Raw genomic sequence first — 17,787 nt, 5'->3', positions numbered from 1 at the left:
TTGATAATTTAGTGACGAAAATGCCGCATTCCGGTAAAAACCATGGCAATATTATGCTCATTAGCCGCTGCGATAACTTCTTCATCGCGCATTGAACCACCGGGTTGAATCACCGCGGTAATACCCACTTCAGCGGCGGCATCAATACCATCGCGAAAAGGGAAAAAGGCATCGGAGGCCATTACCGAGCCTTTCACTTCTAGCCCTTCATCGGCCGCTTTAATGCCTGCGATTCGGGCCGAATACACCCGGCTCATTTGGCCTGCACCAATGCCAATGGTACGATGGTCTTTGACATAGACAATGGCATTGGATTTCACAAATTTAGCCACTTTCCAAGCGAACAATAAATTGCTTAGCTCTTGTGCTGTCGGTGCACGCTGGCTGACGATCTTAACGTCATCGCCGCTGATGTGGCCATTGTCTTTATCCTGCACTAACAAACCACCAGCAACACGCTTGAAGTCCCAAGCGGAAACCGCTGTCTGCGGCCATTGGCCGCATTCCAGAACTCGGATATTTTTCTTTTCAGCCAATACCACTTTTGCATCCGCATCAATACTCGGCGCAATAATTACTTCCACAAATTGACGGTTGATAATTTCTGCGGCAATGTTTTTGTCCAGTGCCCGGTTGAAAGCGATGATACCGCCAAAGGCCGAGGTCGGATCTGTCGTATAAGCTAAATCGTATGCCTCCAGTACATCATCACCGATAGCAACCCCGCACGGGTTGGCATGTTTGACAATGACGCAGGCCGCCGCTTGTGGGTCAAATTCCTTAACACATTCCAAAGCGGCATCGGCATCGGCAATATTGTTATAAGACAATTCCTTACCCTGTAATTGCCGCGCCGAGGAAATGGTTCCCGCCGGTGGATTTTTTTCCTGATAAAACGCGGCCTTCTGATGCGGATTTTCACCATAACGCATCACTTGACGCTTCTGGAATTGTAGGTTCAGCGTGTCTGGAAAGTCAGGCTGCAGTGTGTTGCGAAGATACTGCGAAATCGCATTATCATAGCGTGCGGTTTGTTCAAAACTTTTAATCGCTAGTTGAAAGCGGGTCTCTGAACTGAGCTGATTTTGCTGCTGTACTAATTCGTCTAAAACGGGCTGATAATCGGCAGGATCGACGATGACAGCAACATCCTTATAATTTTTTGCCGCAGCGCGAATCATGGTGGGGCCGCCGATGTCGATGTTCTCGATTGCAGTTTCCAAATCACAATCGGGATTGGCAACGGTTTGCTCAAACGGATATAGGTTGACAACGACCATATCAATGGGCTTGATGCCGTTTTCCGCCATCACCTGATCATCAATGCCACGACGCCCTAAAATACCGCCATGCACTTTCGGATGCAAGGTTTTAACCCGACCGGCCATCATCTCAGGGAAGCCGGTATAGTCAGAGACTTCGGTCACCGCAACCTGATTATCGGCCAGCAGTTTCGCGGTGCCGCCAGTGGATAAGATTTCGATTCCTAAACGATCCAACTGTTGGCAAAATTCCAGAATACCGGTTTTGTCGGATACACTCACCAGCGCGCGGGTGACTTTTTTATTCATATAAACCTCTAAAAAGATGAAACAGCAATGCTGTACACAACAACAATTACCGAATATTGTAAAATGCCATTTTTTTGCGCAGCGTACTGCGACTTAAGCCAAGAATTTTTGCCGTTCGGGTCTGGTTGTAATTGACGTGTTTCAGAGTCGCTTCCAACAGCGGTTTTTCCACTTCGGCCATAACCAAGGCATACAAGCCAGATGAGTCTTGATTGTCGAGTTGCTCAAAATAGCTTTCGATCGCATAGCGGACATGCACCGACAAAGGTGGCTCGTTATTGCCGTCTTGATTTGGATCAGAGCGATATTGATCGGTAGAAAATGCGTCCATTGTTATACCGGGCTTTGTTGACTGAAAAAGTTAAAAGATTGATTCACCAAATGTAATTGCTGGTCGGGTTGTTGCACCTGATTGATTTGCTTTTTCCAGGCAGCGGGAAGACATCCTAAGTGTTGAAAATACCAGCCGATGTGTTTACGCGCAATCCGTACGCCCCCGATATTACCATAAAAGCTGTATAGGCTTTCAAGATGCGTATTTAACACCTGCTGAATTTCATTTAAATCAGGTCGATCAAAATGTGTCTGTGACAATTGCGCAAATAGCCACGGCCGCCCTTGAGCCGCCCGACCAATCATGATCGCATCGGCGCCGGTATAGGCTTTAACAAAGGCGGCTTTTTGCGGCGAATCGATATCGCCATTGGCGATAATTGGCAGACTAACGGCCTTCTTCACCTGCTTTATTGTGTCATATTCGGCCTGGCCACTGAATTTACAAGCACGCGTACGACCATGTATGGTCAATGCTGCAATACCATTTTGTTCTGCAATTTTGGCGATATTCAGTGCATTTTTGTGCTGCTTATCCCAGCCAGTACGTATTTTCAAGGTGACGGGTACATCAACCGCTTTGACAACAGCCGATAAGATAGCATCGACCCGTCTTTCATCGCGCATCAAGGCAGAGCCTGCCGCTACCGAACAAACCTTTTTGGCAGGACACCCCATGTTGATATCGATAATCTGTGCGCCACGTTCGACATTGCCTTTAGCCGCATGCGCCATTTGTTCAGGTTCTGTTCCTAAAATCTGTACTGCGCGCAAACCAGGCTCATCCTGATAATCTGTTTTTTGCAGGGTACGACGATGTTTTTGCAAATGTGGCTGCGAGGCAACCATTTCGCTAAATGCCAACGCCGCGCCATACTGCTTACATAGAATTCTGAACGGCCGATCGCTAATACCCGCCATAGGCGCCAGAATATAGGGGTTACTTAAAGTGTAGGGACCTATTTGCATGCACACGGCCAAAACGATTACGGGGGCGCTATTCTAGCCTAAATTGATAAAAGATGCATGCAGTTTGCATGGAAATTTGACCGGCGTCAAAACGACGCCGGAACGACTAAACCGGCTTATTTTTCCGGCGTTTCGGTAAAAATAGGGTTATTTTTGTCTTCTTCGTGTAATTTTGCTTTATCTTCTGGATAAATATGCCAGAAAGATTGGTCGATTGCACCGTCTGTGTATTGATTTTTACGTGAATGGTTAAACGGACACCACCAATTTTCAACCACTTTCACCATATAGGCATGCCATTCAAACAAGCCGACACTGACCGGACAATACCAGGTGCAATTTATAATCCAATACAGTTTAGATTGCGCCAGACTCAAACTAAACGAGCCATCCATAGTAACCTGGCTTTTCAAATCATAGCGATGACTCGCACGATCTGGCAGAAAGTCTTTTAATTTTTTCACATCTTGCGCGCCACACAACTTTAAACTGAAATAAGTCATATAAGCACTGAGAAAAACGAAAGGCAGCGTCAAAATAGGCAGATAAATCAATACCAAGCCCAGCGCACGCGCCAAAACCGGCATTTTTTTATGATTACACCCAATATGGACACGATCGGAACAGGATTCACAAGCTTTCATTTTTTCTCCTCGGTATGCGTTAATGATGACAAGATCAAGACCGATGATTCTACTATAAAGACTTCCGCTTGTGGAAACTTCACTCCTGTGTCGGCCAGCTATTTTCCGATACTAGGTTTTCCAGCGGCTGAGAACTCGCCCATTGCTCTATTTCGAGCATCGGCCGCTTATAAAAAGTTTTGACATGTCCCAAACACAAAATAGCGACTGGCTGACTGCCCATCGGCATTTTCAACAACTGAGCCAATGCTTCAGGATCAAACAAAGACACCCAGCCCATACCTAAGCCTTCGGCGCGTGCGGCCAGCCACATATTCTGTATGGCACAGGCCACTGAAGCCAAGTCCATATCCGGCATTGTACGGCGCCCAAAAATATGCCGCTCCCGCTTGTCCGCCAATGCCACTACCAACAATTCCCCACATTCCAGGATTCCTTCAACCTTCAGCCGCATAAATTCATCTTCACGTTCGCCCAAGGCTTTAGCTGTCAGTCGCCTTTCTTGATCCACCAGCGCATGAATAGCGTGTCGCAATGGTTGTTTGCTAATACGAATAAAACGCCAGGGCTGCATCAAGCCGACGCTGCCGGCTTGGTTTGCTGCCTGCAGTAAGCGTCGCAGCATGTCAGGATCAACGGGCGTCGACAGAAAATGCCGCATATCACGGCGTTCTCCAATGGCACGATAAACCGCCTGAATTTCGGCCTCGCTGAAACGATGCTCAGACATATAACGCCAAACTCAACAAAGCAACCAGTTCAACCAGTTCAACGCTGGCACCATAAACATCCCCGGTCATACCCGCAAGACGATGCAACGCCACCCGTCGAATCAGAAACAAACAGCTTAAGGCTGCGAGCACAGGAATGAAACCTAATACCACCCACACAATTGCTAGAACCAAACCCAAAATGACCTTCGCCGCAGAAACCGGCAAATTCTCAACCAATTGTTCACCCAGGCCATTTTTCCGAATATACGGCGTCGTCATCATCAGCAACAACAGGCTGCTACGCCCTAAAACCGGTATCCAGAACAAGCTGTCAAGCCGTTGTTCGGTAATCAACACACTCAACCCAACCCACTTCAACAGCAACACTAAAACCAGGACGATAACCGCTACGGTTCCGGCTGCCGGATCTTTCATGATGGCTAACGTTTTTTCACGATTGCCAGTACCACCAACCCAGGCATCGGCACAATCGGCCAAACCATCAAGATGTAAGCCACCCGATAAAAACACCCAGATAGCTAAAATAAGTGCCGCGCCCAGCTGCGGCGGCTGTGCTGCCAAAAGCGACCCAAGCAAATAAAGCCCCCCACCAATCAAACCACCCACCAAAGGATAAAACAACACCGAATACCCTAACTGCCGCGGGCTGACCTGAATTTGCATCGGTACTGGAATGCGGGTTAAAAATTGTACAGCTAACAGTAATGCGTTTCGCATCACCTTATTTCAAAGGACGCCCTTTAGCGTCTTTATAGATATGGCCGGTGATAATCAGAATCGCTTCGATAAAGCCCCACATCACACCATAGCCGCCACTGAGATATGTCACCAGAATTTGCAGCACACCGATATTGTAAAAACCAAGATAAAAGCGATGCATCCCTAAAGCGCCAAACAATAAGCCCAGAGTGGCTGCAATCCAACGTTTTTTAACGGGCTGCAGGGCTGATTTTAAATACGCGCTGACAGGTTCTACCTCGGTAACAACACCATCTTCTTCGTCAAAATCGACATCGTCACCGGCTTGTGGCGGAGAGGCATTATTCCATTGTTCAATATGAAATTCGTAGTATTTATCCTCGTGTTTAATCACACCGGTTTGTGTGTCTTCGTTATAACTTTCAATATGTCCAATCATAATTTTTCTTTTGTTATGTTGATTGATGAAACTTTATCCAGCACCTCATAATACCTCGCCATTAACGGCGAGGATGCAAAGGAGCACTATTTTCCTAAAGAAAACCTTGCCCTTCAGAGCGAGGTGCTGGATTTATTCGGTACTAATACCTGCATCGGCAAACGTTGCCATATTATTATGCAACTGACAAGCCATTTGCAGCAGCGGGACTGCGCTTAAAGCACCGCTAGCTTCACCCAATCGCATATTAAGATTTAATAAGGCTTTAACATTTAATACCTTAAGCAGGTAACGATGCCCTTGCTCGTCCGAACAATGGGAAAACAACAACCACGCCTTAACACCAGGATTGATATGGATAGCTAACAATGCCGCAACTGTGCAAATAAAGCCATCGACCAGAACCGGTAATTGCCAGCTTGCTGCCGAAATATATGCCCCCGTTAGCGCAGCAATTTCAAACCCGCCTACGGTTTGCAGGATGTTCAAGGGGGAATGTAACATCGCTCGATGGTGTATCAAAGCCTGTTCAATCAACGCCGCCTTATGCTGAATTTGTGCCGTATTCAAGCCGGTTCCCGCACCGGTCAACTGTGTCGTATCACACGATAGCAACGCACAGGACAATGCTGTCGCCGAGGTCGTATTAGCAATCCCCATTTCACCACCGATGAATAAATCACTACGCGATTGCTTTGCGCGCAACGCGGCGGCGCGGCCGGTATCGAGTGATTGTTTCAATTGCTGTAGATTCATCGCAGCCTGATGCAAAAAATTAGCCGTACCTCTGCCCGCTGATGCAGCGATGATACGCTTATCGTCCACAGGGGTTGCCATACCGGTGTCGATAACCTCAAGCGTGGCATTGAGGAACCCACTCAACACGCTGGCCGCCGCGCCACCATCGATAAAATTTTTAACCATCTGAACGGTAACCTGCTGCGGAAAGGCAGAAACACCTTCGGCAGCAATGCCGTGATCCCCTGCGAACAGACTGACATGAATGCGATTGATTTCAGGCCGCAAGCATCCCTGCATGGCGGCCAGCTGAACGGCAACGTGCTCCAGCCGCCCCAACGCACCAGCAGGTTTTGTCAATTGTGCCTGATGTGCCAGCGCCCGTTCCCGAACAGAGGCATCCGGAGGACTTATCGTTTGCTCAAGCCAGTCCAGCATCATTATCCTTTCAGGCTTAGTGGCAGTCCCGCGCAAATCAATGTCACTTTGGCACTGATGCGAGCAATGTCCTGATGCAGGAAACCGGCTTCATCAACAAAACGGCGGGTTGTTTTCTCAATCGGAACAACACCTTGCCCCACCTCATTACTGACCAGAATGATATCACCATTCGAGGCGGACAAGGCCGCCAGCAGTTCGGCTTTTTCCTGCTGCAGGCGCGATTCTGTGAGTTTACCTTCCCGGTCAAACAAAATATTGCTCAACCACAAGGTCAAACAATCAACCAGAATGCATTGCTCGGCGTTATCATGTCGGGCGATGGCTTGCCCTAAAGCAACGGGCTCTTCTAAGGTTTGCCAATGGCCTGGCCGGTCTTGTCGGTGACGTGCAATGCGGGCCTGCATTTCAGCATCACGCGCTTCGGCCGTAGCGATATAAAGTACCGGCTTATCGGTTTCTTGCGCCTGCTTTTCCGCATACCGGCTTTTCCCGGAACGGGCGCCGCCGAGTACCAGTTCAATCATCTTTCAGACGCACGGCCAACACATCACATTTAGCATGATGCAAAACACCGTCTGCAGTCGAGCCCAACAACACGGCCAAGCCACCGCGACCGTGTGACCCCAACACAATCAGATCGACATCATTTTCTTCGGCCATACGGACAATTTCGAGTTTCGGACTGCCAACTTCCAACCATTGTCGTTCTTTATCCACATCCAATTCTTGTCCCAGGTCGGCCAAACGTTGCTCGGCAATGGCAACCAATTCTTCGGTCAAATCAACATCAAATGGAATAATCGGGCCATAGGTGACATCGGTAATCGGCAGATAATCAACCACATGAATCAGACTCAAGCGTGCCTGGTTTTGTTCGGCCAATTGTTTCGCTTTGGCGCTGACCGTTTTACCATGTTCTGAAAAATCGGCGGCCAATAGAATATGTTGATACAGTTGCATGATTATCCTCCGGGAGTGACTGGGGCTGGGAATAACATTCCGATAATCTGATAGGATAACAGGAAATACAACAAAGCCACGCCCAATCCAAATAGAAAAGGCTGGGATAGGGCATGTTTGAAAATATGGCCGGTTACCGCCCAATTCCACAACATCAAAATGATAACCGCAGCAAATCCCAGCGGCGTCACTTGCACCGACAGCGAACTCAGCGCCGGCAATGCGCACAGACTGATTAAAATATCGCTGCCCAACAAGGCGGAAACTGTTTTCAGATAGCGTTCCGGTTTATGTGCAATCCTCAACATCAACCAAGGAAATGTCAAAACCAACAAGGTTTCAACCAACGCCTGCAATAAGGCTTCATGGGTTGGAATATTCAATGCCAAAATCAATGCACTGACCACTAAATATAAAAATGTCAGCAACGACAATAAGGTTTGCGAGGCGGGGACATCCTGCGGGCCTTTTTTAAACGCACAGATTTCGATAAACAGGGTTATCAGTTTAATCATTTTGAGCATACTCCAGTTGTTCAGCCGCATTCATCCAACTTTCTTCAGCCTTTGACAAAGCCTGATCGATGCTCTGTTTGTCGGCTAACAGCTGCTTTAGTTGTTGTTTGTTTTCAGCCTCGTAAAGGCTAGGATCGCTTAAGCGTTGTTCCAACTCGGCTTGTTTTTGTTGATAGTGTTCAAGCTGTTGCTCAGCTTTTTTCAAAGCATCGTTCAAAGGTTTTAATTGCTGCCGACGCAACGCCTCTTGTTTGCGCTGATCTTTGCGTGATGGTGTTGGAGCCGATGTTATGTTCTCGTTGCTTTCGGTCCTTTTTTGATCGCTCAGCCATTGCCGATAATCATCTAGGTCGCCCTCAAAAGGCTTGACCTTTTCATTTGCCACCAACCAAAGCTGATCGGTGACCGAACGCAACATGTGTCGATCATGAGAAACAATCAACATGGCGCCATCATAATCCTGCAATGCCATAATGAGCGCATGCCGCATTTCCAAATCCAAATGATTGGTCGGCTCATCTAACAATAACAAATTTGGTTTCTGGTAAACCAACAGCGCCAACACCAACCGCGCTTTTTCACCACCAGAAAACGGACCAACCGGATCATTGACCTTATCACCACGAAAATCGAAGCCACCGAGAAAATTGCGTAAATCTTTCTCGGTCGCCTGTTTATCCAGGTGCTGAAAATGCCAAAGCGGGCTTTCATCCAAATGCAGCTGTTCGAGCTGATGCTGGGCAAAATAACCAATCCGCAAGCCATCTGCTGTTTGCAACTGACCCGTTAAAGGCATCATTTGGCCGGCCAGCACTTTAATCAAGGTCGATTTTCCAGCGCCGTTCGGTCCAAGCAGGCCAATACGATCACCAGGCGATAAACTGAAAGATATATCCTTCAGAATAATGTTGCCATCGTAACCTAATGAGGCTCGTTCCAATTTCAGCAGAGGATTGGGGGCACGGCCCGGCGCTGTAAACTGAAAAGAGAAGGGAGAGTCGACATGCGCCTGTGCGATTAGGGTCATGCGTTCTAAAGATTTGACCCGACTTTGTGCTTGTTTAGCCTTAGTCGCCTTGGCTTTAAATCGATTGATAAAGCTTTGGATATGAGCAATTTCACGTTGCTGACGCACATAAGCCGATTGTTGCTGGGCTAACTTTTCTGCCCGCAAGGTTTCAAAGGCCGAATAGTTACCGCTGTACAACGTAATTTGCTGGTGTTCAATATGTAAAATATGGTCGGCAATCGCATCCAGAAAATCGCGATCATGCGAAATCAACAGTAACGTGCCCGGATAGTGTAACAGCCAATCCTGCAACCAAATAACGGCATCTAAATCCAGATGATTGGTCGGCTCATCCAGTAATAACACATCGGAACGACACATCAAGGCCTGCGCCAAATTCAGGCGCATCCGCCAGCCCCCTGAAAATGCGCTGACAGAGTGAGATTCCTGTTCGGGACTGAATCCTAAGCCATTCAATAGCCTAGATGCTCGCGCCGTCGCGCTGTAACCGCCGATAACACTGAGTTTTTCATGCAACTCGGCGACTTTCAAACCATCATGTGCCTGTTCTGCTTCGGCCAATGCCTGTTGTAAACGCCGTAACTCCCTGTCACCATCGAGGACATAATCGATAGCGCTTGTTTCCAACGCCGGTGTTTCCTGTGCTACATGTGCAATCTCCAAGTTAGGAGGAATACTCAGTTCGCCTTCATCAGGCGTTAATTGCCCTAAAATCATGGCAAACAGACTGGACTTTCCCGTACCATTAGCACCCGTCAAGCCCACTTTCTGGCCTTGGTGAATAGTAAAATTTGCACGTTCAAACAACACACGCGTCCCGCGCCTTAAGCTTATGTTTTTAAAATTCAACATCTGTTCGGTAGAATAATTGCATGAAAATCCGCCCCACTAAACCTAAAAACGCATTATTCAAGCCGCAGGATCGCTATTATGTAAACCAATACGGCTGGTGGTTTTATACGGTGGACATGATTTCAGGCCCATATGCCAGCAAACCGCAATGCGTGGATGCCTGTCGGCTCTATATCCAGCGCCGGGACGGTGTTCTGGAACAACCGTCAAAAACCGACTCAGTCTGAATGACGCTCAATCATTTTTTCGACTTGTTCAGCAAATTTGTCCAAATTTCCCGATTTAACGGTTTCTTTTGGAATAATAATAGCGGCATCAAAATCGACAAAAATATGTACATAATCTTTCAAACGGTCAACCCGCAGCATCTCTGACCACGGCGTTTTATGCTTGCCGCCAGGGGATTGCTCCAATAAATATTCCGGTTCAATTTTCAACTTATGGATACCGAACAAAGCCTTTTTTTCTTCGTCGGTATAGTGATTTAAAATCTGCCGGCGCATATCCATTTTCAAATAATATGGCGATACAATACCCCAAATCAGTGCTAACACCGTGATATAGGCCGTAGTTGTCATATCAACATAAAAAATGTAGTAAAACAGTCCGATAAACAACATAATCCCCGGCACCAGTAGACGATTTCGACGGATTGTATTTTGCAATTCAACATTCTTTTGTAGCAATAATTCATTAAAATGAACCAGGTCTTGCTCACGCAATTCGTATTCGATTTCAAACATGGTTTTTTAGGCTCGGCTCGTTAAGACAAAGCTTGCATTATATATGATTCCGTCACCAGTTCCCTAAAACAGAAAATATTTACGTAGTTAGTTCATCCTGAACATCACTAAGTTTTCCCCGTAGCGCCAGAACCTATTCTCAAGCAGGACGGACAAACGAAAAACGACTGCGAGCGCAATGCGGCCAAATGCCTGTTGATCCAGATACAGCGCTAAAAAAGGTGACCATCCTTTTTGTTCGAATGGATCGACAGCAATGAAGCCACCCGAAAATGGAAACAGACAGGCGAACAAAGTATTGAGCACCGTTTTCATTACTACAACGATGCACCATTAAATGATACCCATCATACGTGTCGCGCGCGTTGGCGGATTGAAAATGAAACTTTTAACACCCTGAAAAACCAAGGCTATCACTTCGAACATACAATGGTCATGGCAACCAGAATCTGGTGACCGTGCTGATGCAGATGATGATACTGGCCTTTTTGATCGATCAAATCCAACAGCGTTGTTGCCGATTGTTTCAACGAGGTCTCGAAAAGATGGGTAGCAAGACACGCTTTTGGGCCGCACTGCGGGAAAGATTTACCTGCTATCTGATTATGGACTGGGAAAGTCTCTATGGCAGTTTAGCTTACAAGCTCAAGCCATCCATGATAACCATTGACACATCCTGAATGTGTGCCGTGATCAGTGCAGTTCGAAGAGAGGTTTTTCAGGTTAAACCAGCCAATGAATGAGCATCGTAACCAACCGATGTCAGTTTCGTGCGCCTTGGATTGTGTGCTGTCCCTTGATGGGGCGTTTTTCACATATAAATTTCTTCAGCGGGAATTGCTGGAACGGTTACTGGTTTATTGCAAAACCATAAAAAACTATTTAAAATTAAATAATTAAGAATAATTATGCAACAAAACCGTTAATTAAGTACTTAGAAAAAAGTTAGCTTGTATTCTTTGCCAAATCCCTTATGAATTTTGTCGATCTCGTTTTCCAGCTCTTCTGGGTTCATTTGTTTAAAAGGTAACCATTCGTATTTCATTTTCCGCCATAACACCTCGATCCGATTGAGTTCTGGCGAGTAAGGCGGTAGAAAATAAAAGCTCATGCCTTTTTCCTTAAGTAAATCCCAATAAGGTTGTAACTTTTTGCTGGTGTGGATAGACGCGTTGTCTAAAATAACGGTGATTGGTTTTTTCATTTTTTCGATCATCGCCATCAGAAAGGCAAAAAATATAACCCTGTCACGCTTCGCCAAAGTTTTGCCATTAAATCATTGATTATGAGTTGAAAAATAGAGGTGTGGCCACCACATAGCGTATTTTTACCAACAAAAGTGAAAACCCTATGAAAAAGCAGCCACATCCCATAGATACACGTTTTGAACAATTTGTGCAAGAACTTCCGGCGGATTATCAACAACAAGCCTATGAATTTAAAGCCTTCGCGCGTGCGCGCAAGATCCCGTTCGCCCTTACAACTGTTACAGTTGGTGATGCTCTACTGTGGTCTGGATTTCTCCTTGCGGAGTTGCGCCGGCGAGGTGGCTCACTTATAGGGCTCACTTAAGTGATACGGCGGTAAAAAAAGACTGGCGGCCTGCGTTCCTTGGGTAAAATCCTTACTATCGAGCGTATTTGGGTTGCAGGAGGTGGTTGACAGTGGTTCATTAAGCTTCGTTATTATTGATGGTTCGACCGTGCAGGAGCCCGGTGCGACAGAAACTACGTATCGGCTACATATCGCGATAGATTTGATTTCACTGACATTGCGCCAGGTTGAAGTCAGTACGGACAAGATTGGTGAAAGCCTTGACCATTATGTGTTGGAATCGGGCGATGTCGTGTTGATCGATCGCGGCTACAATCAGCCCAGGTCGTTGGTGCCTTTTATCGACCGGGGCGGCGATATTGTGCTGCGCTATAACGCGCACAGCATGAATTTATATGCGCTTGACGACCACGGCAAGCTGATAAAAATTGACTGGGAAACGCGATTACAAGGTCTTGGAAAACAAGCGGGTGCTATCCCGGTTTACTTGTGCCATAACAATAAACGAATCGCCTGCACGGTACATGCGGTTCCGTTACCTGCCGAAAAAGCGGCGCAAGCCCGGCGTAAAGCGAAACTCAGAGCGCAGAACAAAGGACGTACAGCCCAGGAAAAAACGCTCTATCTCAGTGAATGGGTCTTAATTTTAACGTCCGTGCCGGTCGAGTTGCTCAGCACCGAAACGGCTGCCGCGCTCTATCGTGTACGCTGGCAGGTGGAATTGGTGATCAAACGGCTGAAAAGCCTGTTGGCGATCAATCAATTACGTGCCCGTAAAGACAGTCAATTGGCCGAATTGTATTTACAGGGCAAACTTCTGTATGCGGTGGTTACGGAAAAGATCGCGCAGCGGTGTTTTACCAAGGCCTTGACGAAAATGGATGGGCCGCGTGCATTGACACCCTGGCGTTTGTATAAAACGATTGCTGAGGACATTAAATCAGGATTGAACGCCTGTTTTCCGAAGCAAGAACGCTTTCAGCGTGATTATTTGAAAAGCGTTAGCGAACGCCCGAGAAAACGTTCGTTGCAGAGCCTGCCTGAACCGGTTTTGGGAATGATTCGACAATGCAGAGAACTGGGCGTAAGTCGTGTTTAATCAATGGGTTCGGGGCTTAAGTTAGCGCTTATGGGGTTTGACCCCGTACCGTCCAGGCTGAACGATTAGGTGGTTGTGGCATGAATCCGGCTTCATCAACATACGCCAGTTCAATCTCACCACGCTGAGCTTGTTCAATTAATTGTTTAATTTCTTGCTGAGCTTTGGCAAAGGCTTTTCATCACGCTTTTTTAGACTGTAGCGCGTGCGCTTCCAAACAAACCCCATAACTTTTAGTGTCCTGTGTAAACAACGATCGCTCACTTTAACGTCACCTACTTACTTTAATAATTCTCTGTCTTCTTCCGATAGTTTTCCGGGAGCCCCCGAACGCGGCTTGTCAGGTAAACTGGCAAATCCTTCTTTTGCTAACGGCGACGCCTTTACCGAATCGTTTCTACGTGACAATCTTGTTGTTTCGCTATCTCGGCAGTGCTCTTTCCTTCGTAAAGCAGTTTTATGGTCATTGCACGCTCTCGCTCCCACCAATCACTCCCTTTCTTGATAATGTTTTCTAGTGTTTCCAGTTCGATTTCGGTTAATTCAATGATGACTTGAATTGGCATAGATTATGTGAGGGTAGAAAATACTATTTTACACAACTCGATTTGCGTCTGGCCACTTATAGGGAGTTTCCACAGCAATTCCCGCTGAAGGAAATTGATATGTGAAAAACACCTGCCCCAGTGAAAACACACAATCCAAGGCGCACGAAACTGACATCGGTCGGTTACGATGCTCATTCATTGGCTGATTTAACCTGAAAAACCTCTCTTCGAACCTCACTGACCGCTAAATGTCAACCAACCTGTCGCATTTTTTGCAATAATTTACGAAATGAATTTTATTAAGCTGCTTGACATTCTGTTGTGTTGAAATTTTCCTTATCCGGATTAAGATAAACATGGCCAATGGGCGTTAAATTTCGTGTTTGTCGTCCATTCCATCGCTCTGGATTGTCTCTTTTTTGCTTGCTCGATGACTCGTTTTCTTTTTTCGAGTACGGCGCTGTCTAAGCCGTTATGGCGTTGGTTGGGTGTTACAAACTTGAGCGCACTGTGTTGATGTTCATTGTTGAACCAACAAACGAAAGCTTCAACCCAGTTCCTGGCTTCGCTTAATGTTTTAAAAGGGTTTTCTGGAAAGGTATGATGATATTTGACTGTTTTAAATAACGATTCTGAATAAGGATTATCATTACTGACACGAGGTCTGCTGAACGACGTGGCAATGTCTAAATCGACCAATTTGGCCCTTAATGTTGCGCCTTTCATCGGACTGCCGTTGTCAGAATGTATCACCAATTGCTTTTTGTCGATGTTTTCCCGGCGAGCGATATCTTCGATCAAATCAGCAGCGTGTGCGCTTGATTCGGCATCATGAACTTGCCAGCCTACGATTTTCCGACTATAGATGTCCATCACCATGTAGAGGTAAAAATACTGCCCTTTGACGGGGCTTAATAAATACGTAATATCCCACGAGTAGATTTGATTGGCCTGTGTGGCTTTGAGTGACTGCGGTTTATTATGCTGACCTGCGGCTCCTTTAGCTCTGTGCTTAAGCTGGTTGTGGGCTTTCATGACACGATAAAAGGTTGATTCTGATGCGAGATAGCAGCCCAAATCCAATAACCTCGGAACGATTTGATGCGGCGTTAAAGCGCTGTATTCCGGTTTATTAATCACGGTGATGATTTCTTGCTTGATGGCCTCGGATAATTGATTGTGCACAGGCGCTGTATTGTGCAGTCGTAGGTCTTCTGAGAGTCCTTCTCCCCCGGTTCCAACGCTGATAGGTTCGAGCTGATATACCCACCAGTTCACAGGCTAATTTCTGCCGCGCTCCATTGTCAACGGCTTCATCAATGAGTGCGCTGTAGTGTTGGCGATCTGAGTAGGCGATTAATCGGCCGCCTTTTCCCCCAGATCGCTTGGCACTTTTTGATAACACCAGTAAAGCCGCTGTTTCTGATAACGCTTTCTCTTTGCGGTTTAGCTCCTTATGCAAACGCTTGTTTTCTTGTTTGAGTTTTGTTTGCGCCTGTTTATATACGGATTCTGTTGATTTAGATTCTGACAAAAATTCCGCTTTCCAGGTATTTAGATGATGTAAGTAGATGCCTTGTTCACGACAATAGGCGCTAGCCTGATCATCGGTGAGATGATGACAATGAACAATGGCTTCAAAACGTTCTACTGTATTCCAATCTTGAGGGCTTTTTTCTTTTGACATGTTTGACTCTGTTTTTTCGAGTTGATTTTTCTTAGCTAACCGAATCCATTTTTGAAGTGTGGAGTAACCCACACCTAAAGTAACTGCAATTTGCTTTAGCGATTGTTCTGGTCTTCTGGATAATGCTTTTTCTACTGATTGTACTTTAAATTCTTGGCTAAATACGCTCATTTTTGTCTCCTGATTTAAAATTTCCTAGGCGACAGGTATGTTGACATAGGGGGGGATCGACACCGCAAGCCAAGCCATGACATTCCAAAACAGCGGGATTGGAAAAAAACTGCACGCGTCTGGCGTTATAGGCCGAGGTATAAGCCATGGTCGTAACGAAATCATTATCGACACCATGCCCGCGCCCCCAGGTATAAAGCCCGCCATTACTATTTTGTTTATACGAATGCCCCAAACCTAAATTATGGCCGACTTCATGTGCAAATGAACTGATACAACGGTCACCCACCACATTATAGGCATAGCCTTTCAGGCCAGCATAAATCGTATCATTACGCCCGCCCAATACATAACCTACACCACAATAAGGTCCCGTCGGTGTAATCATCGTGACGATATCGGCGCCATATTGTGACCTGAGCTGCTGCACCTGAGTATTGTCTTTCAACGCCTTCAAAGTAGCGACATCGGTTTTTGGATTAGGTAAATCGAATTCCACGACCTTGACCACACGAAACCGAATCTCAGCCTGACTGTTTTCCAATGCCTTATTGGCATAAGTTTCCATACTGGCTGCACGCGTCAAGGCATCAATATTCAACGTCGTTTTTGGGGGATGCAATACCAGAATATCCAATGTATGAATTTTCGCCCAGCTACTATGGGCTATCGCAGCCAAGCAAACTAACAACATAATACGAACAGATGTTTTAATTTTCATTCCGTCATCTCCAATATCTTCAAGACAAGCCTTCGGGTGGTGTCAGTTGCGCATCATCCTGCTTACGAAAATAATCTAACGCACGATCATCTATCACCGTGCCGTACCCTGTCCGATTATCAATTTCAATTTGATACACACTGTCTTCTGTCGCTACCATTACCAGTGTTGTTTCCGGGCCACTCGTAATAGAAAACGATGAAAAGGCATCACCCCCGGTGATTTTGCCTTTAGCCACATTAACCTTGCCATCAAACTGTTGATAATGGCTTTCAACCACGCCTTGATAGGTCTTCTGCGTTTGCGGAATTTCAAAATTAACGGTTTGACCTTCAGTCAAATTCGCCAGTCTATCCGGATCTGTCTGGATATATGCCAGTTCAATCACCGAATCTAACGAATCCTTGTACTGGAGCTGTGCCGGATCAGCGACGTTTTGCCATAATTGATTAGTTTGCGTTTTAGAACGAGCTACCTGCTTAGGCAAACTGCTAATCTTGTCTGCTGCAACGGGCACATTTGCCTGCATAAAATAGCCCAGCACAGCAATGCCGATAACAAATAAAAAAATATATTTTTTCATCAGGAACACCCTAGTCTGTTTAAGTACCATTTAGTTTAGACGAGTTTTATTAGAGCCACCTGAAAGGAGTTCACACTTTATGACCACTAAGTGTGAAGAAGTTGACATCAATCGCTATCGGCCAGACTTATACTGCTGTTTATATTTTTTCACCTTCAGATAAATAAACATTATGCCCAGCCCTACCGCCATCAAGTTTTTTTTACGCGAATTTTTCTCAAAGCCCACAGCTGTTCGCAAAACCGAGCCCGACTTAGTGATGGATAACCCTGACAAAGTTACAGCTTATACCCGAGCAGGACGCGAGGACGGTGTCATGCACCCCGTTTATCTTTACCACTGCAGTCAAATCTGTGAAGTGATCAAACCAGGGGACACTGTCGTGGATTTAGGCTGCGGCCCGGCCACCCGGCTGGGTTTAATTGCGCGCTTGAATCCGGATATTCAATTTATAGGCATTGATTTATCGAATGAGATGCGGCACAAAGCAAAAGCCTATACCCAGGAAAAAGGTCTGAGCAACATCCAGTTTCGACAAGAAGATATTACCCAATTACAGTCATTCCCAGACAACAGTGTAGATGCTTTCATGAGTACCGTCGTGTTACATCACTTACCCGATACGACAGCACTCGAACAGACATTTACGCAAATCAGTCGTATCTTAAAGCCTAGTGGCGGACTGTATCTGGTCGATTTTGGACATTTAAAATCAGAACGTTCAATTCACGCGCTTGCTTACCAGTATGCCGATAG

At 46.2% G+C, this 17,787-nt stretch carries 25 protein-coding genes; 5 read left to right on the top strand and 20 right to left on the bottom strand.

Translation table 11 applies throughout. The features are described 5' to 3' along the window. Positions 1-8: 8 nt before the first annotated feature. The 12 genes from purH to JEU20_RS13870 form a co-directional block, all read right to left on the bottom strand. Positions 9-1,571: a bifunctional phosphoribosylaminoimidazolecarboxamide formyltransferase/IMP cyclohydrolase gene (purH, locus tag JEU20_RS13925; protein WP_198246761.1), complete on the bottom strand. Its 1,563-nt coding sequence runs from the start codon at positions 1,569-1,571 to the stop codon at positions 9-11. A 46-nt stretch (positions 1,572-1,617) separates the two neighbouring features. Next, entirely contained in the window at positions 1,618-1,902 is a 285-nt protein-coding gene (locus tag JEU20_RS13920) for a helix-turn-helix domain-containing protein (RefSeq protein WP_198246760.1), read from the bottom strand. A gap of 2 nt (positions 1,903-1,904) precedes the next feature. After that, positions 1,905-2,873 (bottom strand): tRNA dihydrouridine synthase DusB, encoded by a 969-nt coding sequence (gene dusB, locus JEU20_RS13915; RefSeq protein ID WP_198246759.1) that lies wholly within the window; start codon positions 2,871-2,873, stop codon positions 1,905-1,907. Between the two features lie 116 nt (positions 2,874-2,989). Beyond that, positions 2,990-3,517: a hypothetical protein gene (locus tag JEU20_RS13910; protein ID WP_198246758.1), complete on the bottom strand. Its 528-nt coding sequence runs from the start codon at positions 3,515-3,517 to the stop codon at positions 2,990-2,992. A 79-nt stretch (positions 3,518-3,596) separates the two neighbouring features. Then, positions 3,597-4,247, bottom strand: coding sequence for a 5,6-dimethylbenzimidazole synthase (bluB, locus tag JEU20_RS13905; RefSeq protein ID WP_198246757.1), 651 nt, complete (start codon positions 4,245-4,247; stop codon positions 3,597-3,599). Next, a complete protein-coding gene (locus JEU20_RS13900) occupies positions 4,240-4,968 on the bottom strand; it encodes an adenosylcobinamide-GDP ribazoletransferase (protein ID WP_198246756.1) in 729 nt (242 codons plus the stop codon). Before JEU20_RS13900 ends, bluB begins: the two co-directional genes overlap by 8 nt. Before the next feature lie 4 nt (positions 4,969-4,972). Next, entirely contained in the window at positions 4,973-5,389 is a 417-nt protein-coding gene (locus JEU20_RS13895) for a TM2 domain-containing protein (RefSeq protein WP_198246755.1), read from the bottom strand. 132 nt (positions 5,390-5,521) lie between these two features. Continuing rightward, the gene (gene cobT, locus JEU20_RS13890) at positions 5,522-6,568 is read right to left on the bottom strand and encodes a nicotinate-nucleotide--dimethylbenzimidazole phosphoribosyltransferase (protein WP_198246754.1); all 1,047 of its coding nucleotides are present in this window, start codon (positions 6,566-6,568) and stop codon (positions 5,522-5,524) included. Then, positions 6,568-7,092: a bifunctional adenosylcobinamide kinase/adenosylcobinamide-phosphate guanylyltransferase gene (gene cobU, locus JEU20_RS13885; protein ID WP_198246753.1), complete on the bottom strand. Its 525-nt coding sequence runs from the start codon at positions 7,090-7,092 to the stop codon at positions 6,568-6,570. Before cobU ends, cobT begins: the two co-directional genes overlap by 1 nt. Then, the gene (locus JEU20_RS13880) at positions 7,085-7,528 is read right to left on the bottom strand and encodes a universal stress protein (protein WP_198246752.1); all 444 of its coding nucleotides are present in this window, start codon (positions 7,526-7,528) and stop codon (positions 7,085-7,087) included. The genes cobU and JEU20_RS13880 overlap by 8 nt, the downstream gene beginning before the upstream one ends. A 2-nt stretch (positions 7,529-7,530) precedes the next feature. After that, positions 7,531-8,043, bottom strand: coding sequence for a hypothetical protein (locus tag JEU20_RS13875; RefSeq protein ID WP_198246751.1), 513 nt, complete (start codon positions 8,041-8,043; stop codon positions 7,531-7,533). Next, the gene (locus JEU20_RS13870; RefSeq protein ID WP_198246750.1) at positions 8,036-9,925 is read right to left on the bottom strand and encodes an ATP-binding cassette domain-containing protein; all 1,890 of its coding nucleotides are present in this window, start codon (positions 9,923-9,925) and stop codon (positions 8,036-8,038) included. The genes JEU20_RS13875 and JEU20_RS13870 overlap by 8 nt, the downstream gene beginning before the upstream one ends. A gap of 20 nt (positions 9,926-9,945) precedes the next feature. Here JEU20_RS13870 and JEU20_RS13865 point away from each other — a divergent pair, with 20 nt between their 5' ends. Next, a complete protein-coding gene (locus tag JEU20_RS13865) occupies positions 9,946-10,152 on the top strand; it encodes a hypothetical protein (protein ID WP_198246749.1) in 207 nt (68 codons plus the stop codon). Here the strand turns inward: JEU20_RS13865 and JEU20_RS13860 are convergent. Both JEU20_RS13860 and JEU20_RS14770 read right to left on the bottom strand, forming a co-directional pair. Continuing rightward, positions 10,144-10,668, bottom strand: coding sequence for a YcxB family protein (locus JEU20_RS13860; RefSeq protein ID WP_198246748.1), 525 nt, complete (start codon positions 10,666-10,668; stop codon positions 10,144-10,146). The genes JEU20_RS13865 and JEU20_RS13860 overlap by 9 nt on opposite strands. A gap of 87 nt (positions 10,669-10,755) precedes the next feature. Beyond that, positions 10,756-10,983, bottom strand: coding sequence for a hypothetical protein (locus tag JEU20_RS14770; RefSeq protein ID WP_214657314.1), 228 nt, complete (start codon positions 10,981-10,983; stop codon positions 10,756-10,758). A 149-nt stretch (positions 10,984-11,132) separates the two neighbouring features. Between JEU20_RS14770 and JEU20_RS13850 the strand changes: the two genes are divergently transcribed. After that, positions 11,133-11,348 (top strand): hypothetical protein, encoded by a 216-nt coding sequence (locus JEU20_RS13850; RefSeq protein ID WP_198246746.1) that lies wholly within the window; start codon positions 11,133-11,135, stop codon positions 11,346-11,348. A 254-nt stretch (positions 11,349-11,602) separates the two neighbouring features. Here the strand turns inward: JEU20_RS13850 and JEU20_RS13845 are convergent, their stop codons facing one another. Continuing rightward, entirely contained in the window at positions 11,603-11,929 is a 327-nt protein-coding gene (locus tag JEU20_RS13845; RefSeq protein ID WP_198246745.1) for a transposase, read from the bottom strand. A gap of 89 nt (positions 11,930-12,018) precedes the next feature. Between JEU20_RS13845 and JEU20_RS15410 the strand changes: the two genes are divergently transcribed. Together JEU20_RS15410 and JEU20_RS13840 are read left to right on the top strand one after the other, a co-directional pair. Continuing rightward, the gene (locus JEU20_RS15410; RefSeq protein WP_245395275.1) at positions 12,019-12,240 is read left to right on the top strand and encodes a hypothetical protein; all 222 of its coding nucleotides are present in this window, start codon (positions 12,019-12,021) and stop codon (positions 12,238-12,240) included. Between the two features lie 82 nt (positions 12,241-12,322). Further along, positions 12,323-13,321, top strand: a complete 999-nt coding sequence (locus tag JEU20_RS13840; protein ID WP_245395285.1) for a transposase — start codon at positions 12,323-12,325, stop codon at positions 13,319-13,321. Between the two features lie 383 nt (positions 13,322-13,704). Here the strand turns inward: JEU20_RS13840 and JEU20_RS13835 are convergent, their stop codons facing one another. From JEU20_RS13835 to JEU20_RS13820, 5 genes are all read right to left on the bottom strand, one after another. Further along, complete coding sequence (locus tag JEU20_RS13835; RefSeq protein ID WP_198246744.1) at positions 13,705-13,887, bottom strand: helix-turn-helix domain-containing protein; 183 nt, start codon at positions 13,885-13,887, stop codon at positions 13,705-13,707. Between the two features lie 327 nt (positions 13,888-14,214). Continuing rightward, positions 14,215-15,009: an IS3 family transposase gene (locus JEU20_RS16005; protein WP_425356723.1), complete on the bottom strand. Its 795-nt coding sequence runs from the start codon at positions 15,007-15,009 to the stop codon at positions 14,215-14,217. Further along, positions 15,002-15,727, bottom strand: coding sequence for a transposase (locus JEU20_RS16000; protein ID WP_425356722.1), 726 nt, complete (start codon positions 15,725-15,727; stop codon positions 15,002-15,004). The genes JEU20_RS16005 and JEU20_RS16000 overlap by 8 nt, the downstream gene beginning before the upstream one ends. Continuing rightward, a complete protein-coding gene (locus tag JEU20_RS13825; protein ID WP_198246743.1) occupies positions 15,714-16,448 on the bottom strand; it encodes a zinc-dependent metalloprotease family protein in 735 nt (244 codons plus the stop codon). Before JEU20_RS13825 ends, JEU20_RS16000 begins: the two co-directional genes overlap by 14 nt. Positions 16,449-16,467: 19 nt before the next feature. After that, on the bottom strand, positions 16,468-17,031 hold the full coding sequence (locus JEU20_RS13820; RefSeq protein ID WP_198246742.1) for a hypothetical protein: 564 nt from the start codon (positions 17,029-17,031) through the stop codon (positions 16,468-16,470). A 172-nt stretch (positions 17,032-17,203) separates the two neighbouring features. On the opposite strand from JEU20_RS13820, the gene JEU20_RS13815 reads away from it, so the two are divergent. Beyond that, positions 17,204-17,787, top strand: a 584-nt coding sequence (locus tag JEU20_RS13815) for a class I SAM-dependent methyltransferase (protein WP_198246741.1), incomplete at its 3' end; no start/stop codon positions are given.

It is taken from the genome of methane-oxidizing endosymbiont of Gigantopelta aegis (assembly GCF_016097405.1).
Taxonomy (GTDB): Bacteria; Pseudomonadota; Gammaproteobacteria; order Methylococcales; family Methylomonadaceae; genus Methylomarinum.
Note: the sequence above shows the minus strand (reverse complement) of the source record. Positions and strands in the feature narration are given on the sequence as shown.

Excerpts from the sequence above, each read along its gene's own strand:
- purH (WP_198246761.1), bottom strand. The coding sequence starts at position 1,571 with ATGAATAAAAAAGTCACCCGCGCGCTGGTGAGTGTATCCGACAAAACC.
- JEU20_RS13920 (WP_198246760.1), bottom strand. The coding sequence starts at position 1,902 with ATGGACGCATTTTCTACCGATCAATATCGCTCTGATCCAAATCAAGAC.
- dusB (WP_198246759.1), bottom strand. The coding sequence starts at position 2,873 with ATGCAAATAGGTCCCTACACTTTAAGTAACCCCTATATTCTGGCGCCT.
- JEU20_RS13910 (WP_198246758.1), bottom strand. The coding sequence starts at position 3,517 with ATGAAAGCTTGTGAATCCTGTTCCGATCGTGTCCATATTGGGTGTAAT.
- bluB (WP_198246757.1), bottom strand. The coding sequence starts at position 4,247 with ATGTCTGAGCATCGTTTCAGCGAGGCCGAAATTCAGGCGGTTTATCGT.
- JEU20_RS13900 (WP_198246756.1), bottom strand. The coding sequence starts at position 4,968 with ATGCGAAACGCATTACTGTTAGCTGTACAATTTTTAACCCGCATTCCA.
- JEU20_RS13895 (WP_198246755.1), bottom strand. The coding sequence starts at position 5,389 with ATGATTGGACATATTGAAAGTTATAACGAAGACACACAAACCGGTGTG.
- cobT (WP_198246754.1), bottom strand. The coding sequence starts at position 6,568 with ATGATGCTGGACTGGCTTGAGCAAACGATAAGTCCTCCGGATGCCTCT.
- cobU (WP_198246753.1), bottom strand. The coding sequence starts at position 7,092 with ATGATTGAACTGGTACTCGGCGGCGCCCGTTCCGGGAAAAGCCGGTAT.
- JEU20_RS13880 (WP_198246752.1), bottom strand. The coding sequence starts at position 7,528 with ATGCAACTGTATCAACATATTCTATTGGCCGCCGATTTTTCAGAACAT.
- JEU20_RS13875 (WP_198246751.1), bottom strand. The coding sequence starts at position 8,043 with ATGATTAAACTGATAACCCTGTTTATCGAAATCTGTGCGTTTAAAAAA.
- JEU20_RS13870 (WP_198246750.1), bottom strand. The coding sequence starts at position 9,925 with ATGTTGAATTTTAAAAACATAAGCTTAAGGCGCGGGACGCGTGTGTTG.
- JEU20_RS13865 (WP_198246749.1), top strand. The coding sequence starts at position 9,946 with ATGAAAATCCGCCCCACTAAACCTAAAAACGCATTATTCAAGCCGCAG.
- JEU20_RS13860 (WP_198246748.1), bottom strand. The coding sequence starts at position 10,668 with ATGTTTGAAATCGAATACGAATTGCGTGAGCAAGACCTGGTTCATTTT.
- JEU20_RS14770 (WP_214657314.1), bottom strand. The coding sequence starts at position 10,983 with ATGAAAACGGTGCTCAATACTTTGTTCGCCTGTCTGTTTCCATTTTCG.
- JEU20_RS13850 (WP_198246746.1), top strand. The coding sequence starts at position 11,133 with ATGCAGATGATGATACTGGCCTTTTTGATCGATCAAATCCAACAGCGT.
- JEU20_RS15410 (WP_245395275.1), top strand. The coding sequence starts at position 12,019 with ATGAAAAAGCAGCCACATCCCATAGATACACGTTTTGAACAATTTGTG.
- JEU20_RS13835 (WP_198246744.1), bottom strand. The coding sequence starts at position 13,887 with ATGCCAATTCAAGTCATCATTGAATTAACCGAAATCGAACTGGAAACA.
- JEU20_RS16000 (WP_425356722.1), bottom strand. The coding sequence starts at position 15,727 with ATGAGCGTATTTAGCCAAGAATTTAAAGTACAATCAGTAGAAAAAGCA.
- JEU20_RS13825 (WP_198246743.1), bottom strand. The coding sequence starts at position 16,448 with ATGAAAATTAAAACATCTGTTCGTATTATGTTGTTAGTTTGCTTGGCT.
- JEU20_RS13820 (WP_198246742.1), bottom strand. The coding sequence starts at position 17,031 with ATGAAAAAATATATTTTTTTATTTGTTATCGGCATTGCTGTGCTGGGC.